Origin of the sequence: Lederbergia wuyishanensis (genome assembly GCF_022900255.1) — a bacterium.
Lineage (GTDB): Bacteria > Bacillota > Bacilli > Bacillales > Bacillaceae_C > Lederbergia > Lederbergia wuyishanensis.
In genome coordinates this window covers 69,054-85,242 of sequence record NZ_JALIRM010000009.1, presented here as the reverse complement: position 1 = coordinate 85,242, position 16,189 = coordinate 69,054, and the positions used below count along the sequence as shown (strand labels likewise).

The 16,189-nt window shown below is 38.2% G+C and carries 15 protein-coding genes and 1 riboswitch; of the genes, 4 read left to right on the top strand and 11 right to left on the bottom strand.

Features of this window, described 5'->3' with window-relative positions; genetic code table 11:
- Nucleotides 1-14: 14 nt before the first annotated feature.
- The 9 genes from MT489_RS12885 to MT489_RS12845 form a co-directional block, all read right to left on the bottom strand.
- Complete coding sequence (locus MT489_RS12885) at nt 15-614, bottom strand: Ykof family thiamine-binding protein (RefSeq protein ID WP_244681970.1); 600 nt, start codon at nt 612-614, stop codon at nt 15-17.
- A gap of 171 nt (nt 615-785) precedes the next feature.
- Nucleotides 786-894: riboswitch (TPP riboswitch) on the bottom strand.
- 117 nt (nt 895-1,011) lie between these two features.
- Complete coding sequence (locus MT489_RS12880; protein WP_244681969.1) at nt 1,012-1,401, bottom strand: hypothetical protein; 390 nt, start codon at nt 1,399-1,401, stop codon at nt 1,012-1,014.
- An 8-nt stretch (nt 1,402-1,409) separates the two neighbouring features.
- Nucleotides 1,410-1,901: a DUF3995 domain-containing protein gene (locus MT489_RS12875; RefSeq protein ID WP_244681968.1), complete on the bottom strand. Its 492-nt coding sequence runs from the start codon at nt 1,899-1,901 to the stop codon at nt 1,410-1,412.
- A gap of 100 nt (nt 1,902-2,001) precedes the next feature.
- Complete coding sequence (locus MT489_RS12870) at nt 2,002-2,700, bottom strand: hypothetical protein (protein WP_244681967.1); 699 nt, start codon at nt 2,698-2,700, stop codon at nt 2,002-2,004.
- A 65-nt stretch (nt 2,701-2,765) separates the two neighbouring features.
- The gene (locus tag MT489_RS12865) at nt 2,766-4,733 is read right to left on the bottom strand and encodes a DNA/RNA non-specific endonuclease (RefSeq protein ID WP_244681966.1); all 1,968 of its coding nucleotides are present in this window, start codon (nt 4,731-4,733) and stop codon (nt 2,766-2,768) included.
- A gap of 169 nt (nt 4,734-4,902) precedes the next feature.
- Complete coding sequence (locus MT489_RS12860; RefSeq protein WP_244681965.1) at nt 4,903-6,177, bottom strand: SH3 domain-containing protein; 1,275 nt, start codon at nt 6,175-6,177, stop codon at nt 4,903-4,905.
- Nucleotides 6,178-6,626: 449 nt separating this feature from the next.
- Nucleotides 6,627-7,490 carry an RNA polymerase sigma factor SigJ gene (sigJ, locus tag MT489_RS12855; protein ID WP_244681964.1) on the bottom strand — a complete coding sequence of 288 codons (864 nt, stop codon included), beginning with the start codon at nt 7,488-7,490 and terminating at the stop codon, nt 6,627-6,629.
- A gap of 56 nt (nt 7,491-7,546) precedes the next feature.
- Nucleotides 7,547-8,743: an NAD(P)/FAD-dependent oxidoreductase gene (locus MT489_RS12850; protein ID WP_244681963.1), complete on the bottom strand. Its 1,197-nt coding sequence runs from the start codon at nt 8,741-8,743 to the stop codon at nt 7,547-7,549.
- A gap of 230 nt (nt 8,744-8,973) precedes the next feature.
- Nucleotides 8,974-11,949, bottom strand: coding sequence for a chitobiase/beta-hexosaminidase C-terminal domain-containing protein (locus MT489_RS12845; RefSeq protein WP_244681962.1), 2,976 nt, complete (start codon nt 11,947-11,949; stop codon nt 8,974-8,976).
- 380 nt (nt 11,950-12,329) lie between these two features.
- Between MT489_RS12845 and MT489_RS12840 the strand changes: the two genes are divergently transcribed.
- From MT489_RS12840 to MT489_RS12825, 4 genes are all read left to right on the top strand, one after another.
- Nucleotides 12,330-12,677, top strand: coding sequence for a DUF485 domain-containing protein (locus tag MT489_RS12840; protein WP_244681961.1), 348 nt, complete (start codon nt 12,330-12,332; stop codon nt 12,675-12,677).
- Nucleotides 12,674-14,209 (top strand): solute symporter family protein, encoded by a 1,536-nt coding sequence (locus MT489_RS12835; RefSeq protein ID WP_244681960.1) that lies wholly within the window; start codon nt 12,674-12,676, stop codon nt 14,207-14,209. The genes MT489_RS12840 and MT489_RS12835 overlap by 4 nt, the downstream gene beginning before the upstream one ends.
- Before the next feature lie 138 nt (nt 14,210-14,347).
- Nucleotides 14,348-14,533 (top strand): H-type small acid-soluble spore protein, encoded by a 186-nt coding sequence (locus tag MT489_RS12830; RefSeq protein ID WP_244681959.1) that lies wholly within the window; start codon nt 14,348-14,350, stop codon nt 14,531-14,533.
- Between the two features lie 18 nt (nt 14,534-14,551).
- A complete protein-coding gene (locus MT489_RS12825; RefSeq protein WP_244681958.1) occupies nt 14,552-14,731 on the top strand; it encodes an H-type small acid-soluble spore protein in 180 nt (59 codons plus the stop codon).
- A gap of 153 nt (nt 14,732-14,884) precedes the next feature.
- On the opposite strand, the gene MT489_RS12820 is transcribed toward MT489_RS12825, so the two are convergent.
- Complete coding sequence (locus tag MT489_RS12820; protein WP_244681957.1) at nt 14,885-15,580, bottom strand: SGNH/GDSL hydrolase family protein; 696 nt, start codon at nt 15,578-15,580, stop codon at nt 14,885-14,887.
- 138 nt (nt 15,581-15,718) lie between these two features.
- Nucleotides 15,719-16,078, bottom strand: a complete 360-nt coding sequence (locus MT489_RS12815; RefSeq protein WP_244681956.1) for a YciI family protein — start codon at nt 16,076-16,078, stop codon at nt 15,719-15,721.
- Nucleotides 16,079-16,189: the final 111 nt, after the last annotated feature.

Genomic DNA, 16,189 nt, shown 5'->3' with positions numbered 1-16,189 from the left:
TTGACATCTCCTAATCATGCTTTTTTTCTAGACGGACTATTCGCGGCAATATTGACAGTCATCGTAACATGACTTACTTTTTCTTGTGTAGCCATAAATGAATCTTCCAATGTAGCAAACACATCGTGAGTATCACCATCAAGCCTACTGGCGTAGTGAACACCACCTGAAAATGTCCCTTTTTCCTTCGCAATCTCTACCGCATCTGCAATCAAATCCATGTAGCTCGATTCATTCATCGGGTACAATGCAAACTGTGTCGGCGCTTCAATTTTTAACTCAGACAAATTTGCTTCGTTGTTACGCTCATCGTCTGTCATCATATATGAGTCACCTTCTGAATCTCCGGGACAGCCGATTGAAAAAGTCCCGTTCATCACAACATGCAGTCCTGTTTTCGCCGCATGTAGGAAGACAGCCTTCGCTACATCAAATACATGGACCGCCTTCCCACGAATGCACGTACTGATATCATCCGTTTTTAACCATACTTTCGATGTGTCCGTCTCGTTTAAAGCACCTTTGATAACATCGACAAACTGGTCACTCATTGGGTAGAGTGAGAACCTGAAACCAACAATACGACTTTTACCACAAATAGATTGAGACAACATGAATACCTCCTGTTTTGTTTTTTTACATATCAGTTCCAAGGATAAAACCTTTTTCTCGTTATTGAGATTTACGTCTAAATGCAACATTGTTTGGGAAAAGAGCCTAGGCAATAAAAAAAACTGCACCTTAATGGAAGATGCAGCGATTTACGGAATGATAAAAAACAATACCGTCATAAAGCCGCACTTCCCCACGCTGGTATTATCCAGATCGAGTAATGAGGGATTAGAACGCTCTTCCTCGCTCTTCTCAGCCTTTTCGGCTCCCCTAGTGCAACAAACATATTCAGTTTTTATTGTTCGACATTTATGGTAGCTGTTCATTTGAAAAAAGTAAATATTCCTAAGTTCCTAGTATGGAAGTATGAATATCTATATTTTTACGCTGGCTGTTTTTCTACGAATTTTTATCTGTGGCGAGTAAACCTAAAAAGCTTTTCCTGTATCTCCAAATCAACACCGACTCAAGCAAAAAAAGCAGTACTGCTAATGGAAGAAGTGTGTTATCCACAAAAATATGAAACGCTAAAATATTAATGATGATTGGCGCTAAAATTGTTAAAGCTAATGGTACGAAACGGCGGATGATTAGAAGGATTCCACAAACAATTTCCGGTGTTTTTTCCAAAGCGAGTAAATAACCTTTTCCCAGAAATTCCATTGCTTTTGGACTAGTTGGAAAAAGAGGATTGAATCCGAACAAAACGATATACCCATTCAGTCCAGCACATAAGAAGATCAAACCGAGCAGCAATTCTGAAACTCGAAAAATATTAATCTTTATCATGGCACCTCCTAAATTTTATGCCCTTTGACAATCGAAACATTCTTCTCTTCGTTAAACTTTATACTAGATAGAATAAACAAAACCCCTCCTAGCATCCAAAAAGGCTCCCAGAAAAAGAGTCTCCACTTAAGTGCATAGCCTTCAATCTGCATTGATAATAGTCCGGTAAAAGCAAGAGAAAGAGATACAAAGTTTGCCAAGCCGTACAAAACTAAAAAAATCCCTCCGAATAATGCTATGTAATATAGTATACGATGTACTTTTATCGACCAAACCTTTAAAAGTAAAAGCAAAAATAGTCCTCCACCTAGCTTCATAAATCCAGTTAACCAAACAATTGCTATAAAAGTCGCTTCCCTTTTCAATGCATGCTGATAGATTGAACCACCTAATGATTTTACTCCTGCCATTCCTCCTAGTGCCCAATAAAAACTCATTACCCCAAAAAGAACACACCAAATGAATCCGGAATAAATATAAAGCTTTTTCTTTTGAATCATATAAATCACAACCAAACATTTTGATGAGGACTTCTTATCATTTATATTAATAAGACTTGTACCTTATACTCCATTTGCCGTACCACTATTTTGTAGTTTGCTAAATTTGTGTAAGAACGTATACAAGCGGATTTGAACGATCTTTTGTCCCAAAAAAATATAAATAATTTGCTAGAAATAGCTTATAATAACGATGCTTCGAAGGCTCCGGGTTCCCTCTTAAATTTAAAATAATTTGTGGGGGAGCTTCTTCTACTATTTTAAATTTCATCCCTTCCATAAACTGCATCAGAAAAAACATAGGAATTGAATCCATGTAAGTTCCCGGTGCTTCATCGTCCAATAGCCAGTTAGGCTGTCCACCAAGCTTATTATGAGCAAGATTGCTATCTGATGTAGGTTTGAGATTCCAACGTTGAAATTCAACCTTCTCTTTATAATCTTTTCTAATGATGCCTTCTTTTGTTTCAAAAATATTTATCTTAAAGTTTTTCTGATATGTTTCAAGGAAACCTTTTGGAATATTTATTCCCGGTAAAACTTCCTGCAGCATTTCAGGAATAAAATATTCTTCATGGGCACATGCCGTACAGGCAAATACAGCCATAGAAAAGCCATGCCAAAAATGGTCTTGTGGAAATGCAATTTGAAAAAAGAAGGTTTGTTCTGCACCGCATAATTGGCACACTGGAATTTCCATTGACTCAGGAATGCAAGGTTGGCCACCAATAAACGATAAATCATTTTCTGTTTGTTTTGTATCGATTGAAGCAACCTCTAAAACATAACTAGACTCCATTCTTTTCATCTCCTAGTTCAGTATTACAGACTTATCCTCCCAACAACGGTAGCATGTTCATCCATTTATGGATTCGGAAAAACCCTTGTGATTGTCTGACCATCTATTCTTACATTATAAACAACTTCATAAGGCCTCGTAGAACCACTCGTATATTTTGGAACAACACGAACAAAAACAGTTTTACCTGCTTGAACTTCATCTGCAACCATTTCTTCAAATTGCCGGAATCTTCCTCTATTCACACTTAAATTTTGCGGGAAAATATTTCCGGAAAACCTTGTACCTAGGCCGCCAAGATTGTTGCCAATTGCATGACCAGCATCGTCTGTTTGTTTACCCAGAGATCGTGCGTATCTTCTAGAGGCACGATTTGTATCTGTCCCTGTTTTAAGATGATGTGGTTCAATTTTGGCAAAAACAGAGCGAAGTTCCCCCATACTACCATGCGTTGTTCTATAAGTTAGTCCGCCTTGCGTTGTAAATTCATGTCTTGTGAACCCTTTTGCAGTTTTTAAAACTTTTGCTGAAACAATCTTACCAAATGGAAAACGCCTTAATCCAAGCGTAAAAATGGCTGCTGCTGCATACTCAGGTGTAAGTAGTTTTTTAGGGTTTCGGAGCATATCTGATATTTGATGCCCGCTTGCCACAACTCCCATCCCCATTGAAACAGCACCAATAGCCGACCAGATTCCCAAGAAGGGCACCGATAAGGCAAATGCTCCGGCAATTATGATCCCCTTCTCCCATCCGGATAATCTATCCCACCAAAATTGCAAGGAATCAAATAAACAAGCAAAACAGGATTCATAGCTGCTATATATGCTTTCCCATCCACCAATAATAAGTGCAATAAATACTGTTATTGCACTAATCGTTAACGCTCCATAATATTTCTGAACTTTTGTCTTCAATAATGCTACCCGTTCCTTTGCTTCAGCATTACCGTGTAAGAATGTAAAAGCTAGTTCCCTGCGTTCACGATAAAAATATAATAAATAACCGAATCGTTGTTTATCATTAAGTAAGGCTACGATCAGATTCCAGAGTTCGGTAAAAGGATTTATGACTTTTTCGTATTTAAGTAAAGGTATTTTATCCCGGACGTAGTTCATTTCCCTATAATCAATGAGCAGAGCAGCAATAAGCATTAGTAAAAATAATGGTTTTGCGGCATAACCACTCCCTAGTATTTTATGAATACTTTGAAATAATTTAGGAGCTTGAAAACTAGCATTCCATAACATATGATCATAAATGGCCATAAATAAAAGAAACCCGGGAAGAATGTAGCAGTAATTCGAAAATTTATGTTTATATCTAATTGCTATTCCGATTCCCAATGTAACCATAGCAGTTAATAACGCATGTCCCGAAGTCATTTGAGTCGGAAAAATACTTTCCTCGAAATAACCCGGAAATAAGGTAAATAAATCCCAATGCAGAACTTTCCCACCAAGTAATGTTACGCCATAATGACTGCCAGAAATTAATCTTCTCGTTGTTTCTTCTAAAAATTGAAAGCCAGCTCCTGAGGCAGCGCCAATTAGGGCATAGTCGCTTAAGCTTAATGATGAGGCTCGTCTAGAAAAAAATAGATAAACAGCGAGCGGGATTAACTTTAATACTTCTTCTGCGATAGGTGTTAAAAAGGCTTGACTCCATACATTTGTGGTATGACCATCGAACATCCACGTAATTGAAAGGACAATGATTGAATTCAAGGGTACGATCAACCAGCTCGATGCCAGAAAGAAAAGTGAATATTGCTTCCAAGCTAATGTTTTACTTCGACATAGCAACCAAAATTGCAAAATCACATAAAATGACCAAAAATACTGTACGAATATTTTACGTGAGTCTTCCATGAAAAATAGGCTGAGAACAAAAACAATTAAAGAAACCCATGAAAAAATAGTATAAATAAATACAACAGAAGGATGATTTTGAGTCCACTCCTTCAACATTTGATGAGTGGACTCAAATATTCCTCTTATGTTTAATCTAATCTTTTCGATCCTACTAGTCATACATCTTCACCCCATTATACGAGTTTGATGACCATAATATAGACTCATAGACATAAATTTCCAGAATCAGCTGTTTATGGTTCCATACTATACCGTATAACGTAATGCTTTGAAATAGGTCGAATTTTCCATATTTTACATATGTCATAGGTAGGAACATTCTCTTAATCTATTGTCCTGAAAAACCGTAGTACTCCTCCATTGATTTTCCGCTATTAAAGATCTTTGCTGCTCGTTCTACCCCTACATAACGAAAATGCCAAGGCTCATACATATAACCCGTTATTGATTCTTTCCCATTTGGATAACGCATGATAAATCCAAAACGATGAGCGTTTACTGCTAACCATTTTCCTTCTGCTGTTTTGTCAAAGGATTCTTTTAGCCAGTGAGCTTGGTTCGGTCCACCAATATCAAAAGTGAGACCTGTTTGATGTTCACTATGTCCAGCTTTCGCACTAAATCTAGATGCTTCTGCTTCACCGTAAGTTTTTACATAGCGGTTATATAAGTTTTTCTGATAATCATAAGATCTGAAACCACTGATTACTTGAAAACTAATCTTTTTCTTTTTGGCATCGGTAAGCATTTTGTTGAATGCAGCTCGGGCATCCTTACTTTCACCTGGATTATACGTTGCTGGGAGGGAATAGCGTTTAGTGACCACAATGATTCCGTCGACGTAGGTGATTCCATTTTTAACGGTTAATTTAGGATTATCACTTGTTAGCAGCTTTAAATATTGCGAGCTCACATACCCTGTTTTTCCTGCATAATTCACCTTATACCAAGTGCCTTGCTTCGTAATAAGCGTTACTACTTTTCCTTTAGGAATTACCATTAACACCTTGTATTTCGTTCCTGCTCCGCTTCGCAAATTTAAGTTGTCAGTTGTAGCATATTGTCCAGTTTGTGGATTCTCTTTTGGTGCTGTGGTTGATGGGACTTGTTTTAAATAGGTAGAACTGACATATCCTGTTTTTCCTGAATAAGTGACTTTGTACCATGTTCCATGTTTGGAGATTAATGTCACTTGCTTTCCTTTCGGGATAACCGTTACTACTTTGTACGTTGTTCCGGCACCAGTTCGTAAATTTAAGTTGTCTGTCGTGGAGTATATAACTGATTGTGGTTTTGGTGTTGAAGTTGATGTAACTTGTTTTAAATACGTTAAACTGACATATCCTGTTTTTCCTGAATAGCTGACTTTGAACCACGTACCGTGTTTGGAAATTAGTGTTACTTGCTTTCCTTTCGGAATGACTGTTATTACTTTGTACGTTGTTCCAGCACCAGTTCGCAAATTTAGATTGGCCGTCGTTTGGTAGCTTTCATTTGCAGCGAAAACTATACTGGAACCATTTAAATAAAATGACTCATATCCTAAGGGCATCAACGCTAGCAACAACGCAGCAAGGAAAATAAATATCCTCTCCGAAAACAATTTTTTCCCACCTTATAAATGTATTTGTCCATAGTCCCTATGAATATACAACTCTCCTTACTATAAATTAGACGTGTGAAAAAACGTTTTGATACTATAAATCTAAAATTTAGGCAAAAACAAACACTCCCCACTCAAAAAGGTATATTATCGAAAAAACACCTTCTTTATGGCTACCTAATGGGGGCACTTTTGAGATGCAAATCCTGTAAATTACAAAACAGAGTAAATCACAAGAATCTAACAAATTAATCCCTATATCCGCCCACATGAAAAGAGCTTGGGGTCCCAAGCTCTTTTATTATATTTACTCAACAAAGACTTCCCTTTCTATCTCAAAAATGAAATATTAGATTTGGGTGCAAATTGGCTAAACAGTTCTCGATCGTCCATGCTGGAACATCGTTTAGGTATTAATCCACTTCCACATTCAAAGCATGTATTCGTTCCTAAACCCTAGTAAGCTTATCCGGATTTTGTACGATGTAGATTCTGGCAAACTTTCCGCCTCGGAGTTGTACAAATATAGCAGCTATAGGTTCATCACCAGAACGGAGTACTATACTGGTCTCACCGTTAAGAGGGGTAACATCGAGGTGAAGATTTTCCTGATAATTGGCCGCAATCTTTCCAATTCCGATGAGGAGGACTCGGGCCACGTGATCGCGAGTTTGTATAGAACGCTTAAGCGCTTTTACTTTTCCGCCTCCATCAGAGACAAGCAAGACGTCCTCAGTTAGCAGAGACATTATAAGATCTAAGTTACCTTGCTCAAGGGATGTAAGGAATCGGCTAACCCATTCCAATTCGCCCGCTTCATTTGCGACCGTCTCCTCCTCTGATAGTCCTAGCTTGCTTTTTGCACGGCTCATCAGCTTGCGGCAATTCGCCTCTCGCTTGTCGAGCAGTTCGGCTATTTCGGTGTAATCGAAGCTTAGCGCCTCACGGAGGACGAAAACTGCCCGCTCTGTTGGTGTTAGCCTTTCTAATAGTACGAGCATAGCGTAAGACAACAAATCGCGGTGGACGACCGTCGTCTCGATCGTATCCTCCTCCGGCGTCCGAATCGGTTCGGGGAGCCATGGACCGACGTATATTTCCCTCCTTTTTCGTGCCGACTTCTGCAGATTGAGACAGTGATTGGTTACCATTTTGCACAAATATGCCTTTGGCTCCTCCAAACGTTCGACATGTACTTCGTACGCCTTAAAAAATACGTCCTGTACCACATCTTCTGCGTCTGTAACAGAGCCAGTCAACTGATAAGCCAGCGTAAACAGTAGCGCTTTATATTCATCATAAAGTTCTTCCATCGCTATATCTCCTTTTCTGGGCTGTTAGAACTATTGTAATCTTGTTCTCTTCTTTTCTATCTAAGCATACTGGCTTTGTCTTCTACGAACTTCTTAATTTTACCCGGAAGCTTTCCTGTCATGACCATGTCAAGTCCCCATTTGCGTATCCAAAACACTCCTTCTTGCCCCAGACCGATATTGAAGTAATTATCCATATTCGGTTTTGAAGATCGGTGAATTGGCGCAGGACGGCCCTCCTGATCGGCCATCACGATTTTCGCCAGTCGAAATGCCTGCAGCGAACCTTCAAAGCACGTCATCTGATCCTCCTCGCCTGTTTTCGGATCGACAATTCTCGCACAGTCGCCAATGCTGTAAACGCCCGGTGCTCCTTTGACGCGATAAGATCCATCTACCACTACTCGGCCATCAGAAGTCAGCGGCAAGCCCATGCCGCGCAGGCCCGGATTCGGTATCAGACCAATCATCCATATACAGATGCTGACTGGCAGACTGTCACCATTGCTAAACGTCACTAATCCTGCTTCCTCCCGCAATACCTTGCGATTGTTAAGCACTGTCACTCCACATTTACTGAGTTCCTGAACTAGCTTCTGTCTATATTTCTCCGATACTTCCGGGAGCAGGCGTTCCTGTGAATTCAGTAAATAGACAGAGGTATCGAATGAATTCAGTCCGAGTGCCGTTGCTTCCCTCTTCATGGCGAGAGCTAGGTCTGCGGACGTCTCAATGCCACTGATGCCCGCTCCCACAATCGCGATTGTTGTCAGCCGCTTTCGTTCTTTAGGGTTCGTCTCGTGAGCAGCCTTCCGCATATTGGCACGCCAGCGCTTCCTTATTTCTGATGCCTCTTGTGGGTCTACCAAAGTGATGCCGCCTTGATTGGGATCTGGTCTTCTTACGCTGCTGCCAACAGCCACAACTAAAAGATCATAATGAATCTGGGCATCATTTCCTTGCGCATCAGTATATTGAATCCGTTTTTCACCACTATCCACAAATGTAACTGTACCGTGCACAAATTCGAATCCTTCTAAAACTAAGTCATTCCAAGGAATCATTATTTCTTCTTCAACCGTAGTCGGGCGAAATAACCTAAATTTGCGCAAATGACCGGGCTCCTTGTCAATCAGAACAAACCTAATCCGCCGCCCATTCGTCATACCTTTGGTCTTTTCCTTTATTAATTTGAGCGCGGCAAGACCTACATAGCCGCCTCCAATGATTATGCATGTCAAATCTTTCATCATTCCTCAGCTCCTTTTTACGTTTCATACATATAACAATGTCTGACTCTGATTTGTGACATCGGAAACGATGAATGAGAATCCATGCATAGGGCTTACGATTATTGACCACTCCAGCATTAAGCATGCCACATACCTTGTGTGGCATGTGGCACTGTACATCATATGGTTTTGTCTATTAAAAATATAATGTTTTTTGGTATTCAAATGATTTAAATAGCAGCAAGAGTTTCTTAATAAAAATACACATGTTCTAGTGCCCAAATGATTTTTTCAGCATTCTCTTTAGGGATATGTTTTCCCGAATGTTTGGAAACAAAATCTGTTAGACTTTCAAGCGTTGAATAGCCACTTTTTCTAGCTTGCTCCGCTTGTTTTTCCTTTCCTTGCTTCATTAAGGCACTTGCCTTTTCAAAATCTCGCTCAGCATTATCTAATTGGACGAGCAACGCATTCCGTATTCCTTCAAGTTGGATATTAGCTTTTTCCACTAGTCCTCTTACCGTATGAAAATCTAATTCCGCCGGCAAATTATTTGAAAAGGATTGGCCTACAAAAATGTTATCAAAGTTGTATGTCCCGGGATCTTCCATCGCAAGACGTATTTCAACAATCGATGATTTGTCAATATCACCACTAATTGATTTTAATAACAACGGAACTCTTGACCATGCATTTGACAATGCTTTTGTAGCCGTGTGGGTTTTCGCGGTAGCTTGATTTCCGTTCTTATCAATCAATGTTACGGTTATTGTGCTTTCTTTTTTCGTTCCATTAAACACATCGAAAAGAAGATATTTAGGATACGTACTCGAGTCATCCGCAAAATTGACAGAAGTCTTGATACTTACGTATTGCCGCGTAGCATCCTTATTACCGCTGTCATCTATGACTAATTTAAGAGAAGCATCGCCATTCGCTTTATTCTCAAAATCCAATGAAGCCGTCGCCAGGCTTCCCGTTTCAAATGTCGTATCTTCATCAAGTCCTTCAAAATTCGCAACCCATGTTCTTTCATCAGAGTTTCTAAAATCTGGATTTGCGTAATTTCGGATTATATCTACAAAGGAATCGTTCCGTTTAAAAGAAGTATCTGTCCCAACCAGACTCCATTTACTACGAATTTCCTCTTCGCTGTCTCTTTGAATATTTACTTTTGGAGGATTTCCAGTATACATCCCCCAACTGCTTCCTTCGCCCGTCACCTTATATGACCACGTTGTAAAACTCCAGCCTTGCTCCTCGTAAACTTTTAACGCATAATCCCAGCTTTGGAGATTATTAAACAACGTAAATTCTCCCACTAACAAAGGAACATTATAATTCGTCATCTCATTGACCATCGGAATTTTCGAATCTGTAAATCTCTTTTGCGAAGTAAAACTATCAATATTATCCCATCCATAAAAATGATAGGAATAGACAACATTTTCCCAACCGTATAAGTCAGGTTTTGGCAAATGATACGGTTCCCATATCGCTTCAATAAACATCATATGATTTTTATCTTTCGCTCTCACAGCTTTATAGAGCTGATCATAAAAATCAAATTGCTCAATTCCAGTAGCACCGCCTGGTTCATTTAACAAATCATAGCCTGCCACCCATTTTTCATCTTTATATCTTTCCGCAATTTTTCCCCAAAGGAAAACCGTTTTATCCATATTTTCTTTATTTCCAAAAAGGTTTCCTTTATCAGGACGGTCCGTATCACCTGAATGGTCTTTTCCATTTTGAGAACCCGGTGCTCCGTGCATATCTAAAATGACATACAATTCCCTTTTGGCCGCTTCTTCAATAAACCAATCCATACGGTCAAAAGCTGTTGCCTTTAAACTTCCATCACCATTTAACATTTCAAAATATGAAAAAGGCAGACGAACTGTATTCATTCCTGCTTCCTTGATATTATCAAAATCCACCTCTGTCCAATAATTGTCTTGATAAAGTTTGATAAGCTCCCAAGCAGTTTTTTCTCCAAATCGATCCGTCAATGTTTTAATCGTTGTTTTCTGATCCGGTGAATTCGTCGGAGACATCCAACTTTCCATTACTAACCAACCACCTGCATTTGTACCTCGGAGAATCACTTCATCTCCGGAACCATAATTATTACGCATTTTCTTTCCATCCGTTTTTAAAAATGCAGTTGGATTTTTATCAATTGTATACTGATTGACCGCCACTTCACTTTGCAGCTGATCCTTCACAGCAATTGCTTTGATAACCGTATCCTTGGAAACTTTTATCGGTTGTGAATATTTTTTGGAGGAAGTCGTAGGAATTTTTCCATCAGTCGTGTAATAAATCGTTGCATCTTCAACTGCTGAAAGTTCAATAGATTGGGGAACTACATATGTTCCCGCAGCTGGATAGGCAATCGGTTTCGCCAAATCCTCCTTTTGGTGGATCACATAATCAAACGTGCTTACCTCACTATAAATATCACCTTTTGGATTATACGCTACAGCTTTTAGGGTTGTATTCGACTCAAGTCTTAATGGACCCTTATAAAGTGAAGACTCCTTAGTAGGTAACGTGCCGTCAGTTGTATAATAAATGTCCGTTCCAACAGAATACGTGCGAAGCTCCACTACAACAAAATTATCGTATTCACCCGATGGATGATATGCTGTCGGCTGATCCGGCGGAATAGGTGGAAGACTCTTTGCAAAAAATAGTTGGTCAATATAGTAAATACCTTCGTTCCATTGACCAATTCGGACTTCGCTAATGCTCGAAAAATCAATTCCTGCAAAACTACTCATTGGAACCTCGTATCGCACCCACTCATTTTTCTTAGTGTTCATCGCTTTCCAGCCAAAATCGGTTGATTTTCCACTGCTGTCTGTTAAAGCGATTTTTATTGTATTCGCCCCTTGTGTATCTTTTATGTAAAATACAAAGTATTCCATACCAGTCGCATCAATTGGTTTTCCCATAGATTTAATACTGATACTTGCCTTGCTCACACTCGGATCTCCGCTTGATAACACTTCATACTTGAGTGATTGTTTTCCTTCATAAGCCTCTTCCATAGACAATGCACCAGTTGCTCCTTGTGCAGCTTTGAACAACGCTTCAGAACCTTCAAAGTCTTGAAACATAATTGCGTCGTCTGGAATTTTTGCTTGCTGATGATTTGGCAACATTGTCATCACCAAAGCGACGATAACTGCAATTGAAAATACTTTTGCATATTTCCTCATTCTTACTCCACCTTTTCAAAAATTATGTGTATGAGATAAAAAATTAAGCGCTTACAAAATACAATAATATAATTCTATCCTTTGGATTATAGCATATAAAAATTGTCTTATACGTTAGTTGTTTGATGATTTACCCCAATCAGAACTTTCGAACTACTCTTCACTCATCCTTTATTCCCAATGGAAAATATTCATTAATATGATCAAATTCATTGTAAAACAAAGCTTAATGATTCATTTTATTGTTATTTTAGCTTTATACAGAAAAATGACTAAAGAACGAATTTTTAAAATCAAATTGACAGTCATAATCTCATTCCTTTAACTTTTAGATATGTTCCATATATTTTGAAAACGCTTTAAAAAAGGAGGATTTATAAATGGCTAAGACAGCTTTTGAAGGAACTAAACTGAAAAAAGTGGAAGACTTTGAAAGGATTGAAAGGAGTGCTCCGTTTCAAGAATTACTGAAGGCGAAAAGAAAATTTTTAGTTCCATCTATTATCCTATTTGTTGCATTCTATTTACTTTTTCCTATATTAATTTCCTATACCGATATCATGGACCGCCCCGCTATTGGAGATATTTCATGGGCATGGATTTATGCATTGCTATTATTTGTGATGACATGGACTTTAGCAACCATTTATATGAAAAAGGCTGTAAAATTCGATAACATGGTTGAAGATGTGTGGAAAGAAACGAATGAGGGGAGGAAGGCACAGTGAATGGGACGGTTATAACCTTATTTCTGATTATCGTTGCTATGACACTTTGGATTACGTACTACGCAGCAAAAAGAACAAATACAGCGAATGAATTTTATACAGCGGGTGGCGGTTTAAAGGGATATCAAAATGGACTGGCAATCGCGGGAGACTATTTATCAGCGGCCTCTTTTCTAGGAATTGCCGGTGCTATAGCACTAACTGGTTTTGATGGTTTCTTATTTAGTATTGGTTATCTTGTCGCTTATCTTGTAGTCATGTTCATTGTTGCAGAGCCGCTTCGTAATCTTGGAAAATATACACTTGCCGATATGATTAACTCTCGTTTTGATGCAAAAAAAGTAAGAGCGACCGCCGCTTTGAATACGGTTACAATTGTTATTTTTTATATGATTGCCCAATTAGTTGGTGCAGGAGCCCTAATTCAACTATTATTTAAAATCGATTACTGGATCGCCGTATTAATTGTTGGAGTCATGATGACGATTTATGTTATGTTCGGCGGAATGACAGCAACAAGCTGGGTACAAATTATTAAAGCCGTTTTACTTATGCTCGGTACGATAATTATTTCATTTTTAGTCCTTTCACGTTTTCATTTTAATATTTTGGAAATGTTCAGCACGATGAAAAACGCAACACCTTTAGGTGAAGCTTATTTAAATCCAGGAGTTAAATATACAGTCCCATTAGATACCATTTCACTTATGATTGCACTCCTTCTCGGTACAGCAGGACTGCCTCATATTTTGATGAGATTTTTCACTGTAAAAGATGCGAAAACAGCTCGCAGTTCTGTCATTTGGGCAACGTGGATTGTAGGAATTTTTTACGTTATGACAATATTTCTTGGCTTTGGGGCGGCTGCTTTTGTCGGATCTGAAGCGATTAAAAGCAGTAACGCTGCTGGAAATATGGCTGCTCCCCTGCTGGCACAAGTACTCGGCGGTGATGTGTTAATGTCCTTTGTATCAGCCGTTGCTTTTGCGACGATATTAGCTGTTGTAGCAGGTCTTGTATTGTCTGGTGCCTCTGCATTCGCACATGATATTTATGGACAAATCATCAAAAAAGGAAAAGCATCGGAGAAACAACAGATGAAAGCTGCAAAATATGCCGCACTCGGTGTTTCTGTCCTCTCTATTTTACTTGCATTATTTGCTCAAAATTTGAATGTGGCATTTCTCGTTTCATTGGCATTTTGTGTTGCTGCGAGCGCAAACCTACCAGTAATTATCTACACCATTTATTGGAAACGTTTTAACACAACAGGTGCAATGAGTGGTATGTTAGCCGGCTTACTATCATCTCTTATTCTTGTTGCCATAAGCCCTAATGTTATTTCGCCGGTAGAGGGAGCTGCCTTTTTCACGGGGAATCCGATTTTTCCATTGACGAACCCTGCTTTACTGTCAGTCCCAATCGGTTTCATCGGGGCAGCAATTGGAACGGTATTATCTAGTAAACAAGATGCAAAACGCTTTGCTGAAGTAAAAGTGAAAGCAAATACTGGGTATCGTAATCCAATTTGATTCATACATTAGGCTGTTGACAACATAAGTCAGCAGCCTATTTTTATTTACCAATTCACCTTCTATAATGCAATTAAGATAAAGAAGTATAAATGTAAAGTATTTAGCAAAAATATCATTTGAAAGGAGGTATGGAATTTGGACGTTCGACGAGTTCAAGAAATAATAAACTCACCGACAATGATCAATGTAAATTATCATGGAATACCCGTTTTTCTCAAAGAAGTACATGCTCAAAATAATACAGTAACCATTTTTCCTCTTGATGAAATGAAAAATAAGCAGGTTGTAGATATAGAAGGATTAGTTGAATTGGGTCCTTAATATAAAGGAGGTACATAAATGAATATACAAAGAGCGGCTGAAATTGCGGAATCACCTGATATGAAGAATGTTATGTATAACGGAAAACCAGTGTACATTCAGCGAGTGGATGATCAAAACGATACAGTAAGAGTGTTTCATTTAGACAATCCCGAAAATGAGTTTGATGTGTTGGTAACGAACTTGATAGAGAGATAAGTACGATAAATGAGCAAAGGCATGTCCTATGCTCATTTTTAATGGGTAAAATGTTTTACTCACCAAAGTATTAAAGTGATGTAAATTATAGTATAAAGTTTCCATTCCAGATGCCTCCAGTGACAATTTCCACCTTTTAATATGCTGCCTATATTATCTTCCCTCGGCAAATTTCTTTAAATGATCATCTATAATAGAAGAATACACATCCGCAACTATAGTTGCCCCTTTACTATTAAAATGAACTCCATCTAATGTAAAATGCAACCCTCTCTTTGTTGATAAATCATCAATCTTAGAGTGTGATTTATAAAATAGAGTTTCAACCATCATTTTCATTACACTCGTACCAATATAATCAGAGCTTGTGACTTTCTCGAGCTTGTTTAGGAATACAGAGTGCATATTTATAAATGTAATATTAGGATATTTACTAGCCAAAGTTTGAATCATAGCCGTCAATTCCTGTAATTTTTTGTTAGAGGTATTCTTTGTATTTTCTCCTACTAACGCAGGAGATACGACAACAACCTGATTCGAAAAACGAAGTACTAATTCTAAAACTTTCTCATAACATTCTTTAAATTCCTCATTATTTTGTACGACTGGCTGGGCTTGAACTTTTAGTAATTTGGAAAAAACATCGTTAACCCCAATCCATAAAAATGATAAATCATAAGATTCTTCTATCTCTGTTTCTCTTAGTCTTTTATTCAAACTTGTAACCGTTTCTCCTGGTTTACCAAGGTTTTTAATATTAATATTTTCATACTTTTTTTGAAGAATACGAGCAAATGAAACTCCTGGCCTTCCTTCCGTTAAACTATCTCCAATAAGTGCAATTTTCATCATGGTCCTCTCTTTTCATCTTTTATTGATCCTAGGAAAATATCGATCTTCCCTATCCCTAATATCATTATTGACAAGTTCGGCGATTCCTCTATAATATCTACCCAAAGCTTTTTCACTACCAGCAGTTTTATGATTTTAGATGATATTTAACTCTTTTTGCACCTTATGTTTGTAGTCAATATATCTTTGATCAAAATTAGGACTGATATTTTCAAACTTACTCATGCCTTCTCCCCAACGTTTTATTTGATATGTAAAAATGCCATTTTTCACTGTAGGATCATTTTCAACAAAGCCTTGCACATCATCCTTATTTTCAACATCAATGACAATGGCTCCACCCGTTAAGTCTTCATATGGACCTGCTAGAATAATTTTCCCTTGAAGATACGCTTCTTGAACATAAACCGCGTGTTCCGGCATAAAAGGTTGATTATGCAAAACGACATCATCTCTCCAATTCTCACCTGGAGCTAACAAAATCAAAAATCTCATTTTCACGATCCTCCTTTTTTGAATTATTCGATAATTTAACCATATACTAGTTTCCAGTACTTTACAATCACATGAAATTTCAAAAAGAAAAACCTTGTTGAAAAAATTCTT

Bases quoted from the DNA above. Each gene is read 5' to 3' on its own strand.
- MT489_RS12885 (WP_244681970.1), bottom strand. From the start codon at position 614: ATGTTGTCTCAATCTATTTGTGGTAAAAGTCGTATTGTTGGTTTCAGG.
- MT489_RS12880 (WP_244681969.1), bottom strand. From the start codon at position 1,401: ATGATAAAGATTAATATTTTTCGAGTTTCAGAATTGCTGCTCGGTTTG.
- MT489_RS12875 (WP_244681968.1), bottom strand. From the start codon at position 1,901: ATGATTCAAAAGAAAAAGCTTTATATTTATTCCGGATTCATTTGGTGT.
- MT489_RS12870 (WP_244681967.1), bottom strand. From the start codon at position 2,700: ATGGAGTCTAGTTATGTTTTAGAGGTTGCTTCAATCGATACAAAACAA.
- MT489_RS12865 (WP_244681966.1), bottom strand. From the start codon at position 4,733: ATGACTAGTAGGATCGAAAAGATTAGATTAAACATAAGAGGAATATTT.
- sigJ (WP_244681964.1), bottom strand. From the start codon at position 7,490: ATGGAAGAACTTTATGATGAATATAAAGCGCTACTGTTTACGCTGGCT.
- MT489_RS12850 (WP_244681963.1), bottom strand. From the start codon at position 8,743: ATGATGAAAGATTTGACATGCATAATCATTGGAGGCGGCTATGTAGGT.
- MT489_RS12845 (WP_244681962.1), bottom strand. From the start codon at position 11,949: ATGAGGAAATATGCAAAAGTATTTTCAATTGCAGTTATCGTCGCTTTG.
- MT489_RS12840 (WP_244681961.1), top strand. From the start codon at position 12,330: ATGGCTAAGACAGCTTTTGAAGGAACTAAACTGAAAAAAGTGGAAGAC.
- MT489_RS12825 (WP_244681958.1), top strand. From the start codon at position 14,552: ATGAATATACAAAGAGCGGCTGAAATTGCGGAATCACCTGATATGAAG.
- MT489_RS12820 (WP_244681957.1), bottom strand. From the start codon at position 15,580: ATGAAAATTGCACTTATTGGAGATAGTTTAACGGAAGGAAGGCCAGGA.
- MT489_RS12815 (WP_244681956.1), bottom strand. From the start codon at position 16,078: ATGAGATTTTTGATTTTGTTAGCTCCAGGTGAGAATTGGAGAGATGAT.